Source organism: Bacteriovorax sp. DB6_IX (assembly GCF_000447775.1).
Lineage (GTDB): Bacteria > Bdellovibrionota > Bacteriovoracia > Bacteriovoracales > Bacteriovoracaceae > Halobacteriovorax_A.
In genome coordinates, this window is record NZ_AUNJ01000498.1 from 1 (window position 1) to 1,173 (window position 1,173).

Annotated in this window: 1 protein-coding gene and 1 pseudogene; both read left to right on the top strand. The window is 30.6% G+C overall.

The genetic code is table 11. The features are described 5' to 3' along the window. On the top strand, positions 1-875 hold an 875-nt coding region (locus M901_RS15720), incomplete at its 5' end, for an ATP-binding protein (protein WP_021279207.1). Beyond that, positions 872-1,173 (top strand): annotated as a pseudogene (locus M901_RS15725) (hypothetical protein); the annotation flags it as partial. The gene M901_RS15720 and the pseudogene M901_RS15725, both read left to right, overlap by 4 nt.

Consider the following 1,173-nt stretch of genomic DNA (forward strand, 5'->3'; position numbering starts at 1 on the left):
CACGCTACTTTGGTAAAGCTAAACTTATAGCAGGAACAGATCATTCATCTATCGTAAAGCCAGAAAATGAAGATAGCCAATCACACAAAGCACTCTGGGGTTTTATTGAAAGAAATGACTTCTGCAAAATAAAGTTAACAAGTTCATCAGCAAAAACAGATGACTCCAAGGAAGATGTCCTTTTCGATTTATATACCCCTAATCAAGAAAATTTCTACCTACATAGAGATGTAGACCAAATAGTTTTAAATAAATTCAGATTATCAGGACTATGGATTTGTGGCCCATCTGGTGTTGGAAAAACTGCTATTATTCAAAGACTGTTATTCAAAAACGGAGTTGACTTTCAATATATTTCTTTAGGTACATCTATAAATGAAAACATTCAACAAATGTTTACAAGTATTGCCTACGATCTCGATGAAAATGTCATAATCAATGAGTCTGAACGAATATCTGTAATTTTAAATAATATAGAGTTAATCATACGAGACAAATGTAAATCTGATAGTTTTGTTTTATTCATTGAGGAAATACCAATCAGTGATCATTGTGCGTTTAAAGAATTTTCGCAATGCATCTATTCTATATTGGTAAAATTAAAAGAAATTAAAAATTTCAAACTAGTATTATCTTCTATATTTGAGCCTGACTCTCTAGTTGGAACGGAGTTTGAAAAGATATCAGACAACTTTAGTATATTCTCTCTTGGTTACTGGAATAAAGAAGATCTAATTGAATTAGACAATATAATAAACAGACACTTGAATATTGATAACCTACCTAATGTTGATATTGAACTTATAGAAGGTTCACCTAGGAAGTTAAAAAGCCACTATCGTGAGTCATTAGACATTTTAAAGGCTAGATCATGACTAAAAAATTAATATCAGAAACAATAATTCCTAGAGAATTATATATAGAACGAGACGCAGATAGGCAGATTGAGCAAATAGTCAATGATATGGGGAGACCTGGATACATACTAGTATCTAGACAAATGGGTAAAACAAATTTATTAATCCATACAAAAAGAAAACTTGAAACTGAGAATGATATCTTTGCTTATATAGATCTATCTAATCGTTTTGATACAGCAAGAGAGTGTTTTAGAAGTATAATAGACACAATCATTGAATCTAACTATGAGAAATTGGAAGATATAGAAGAAGA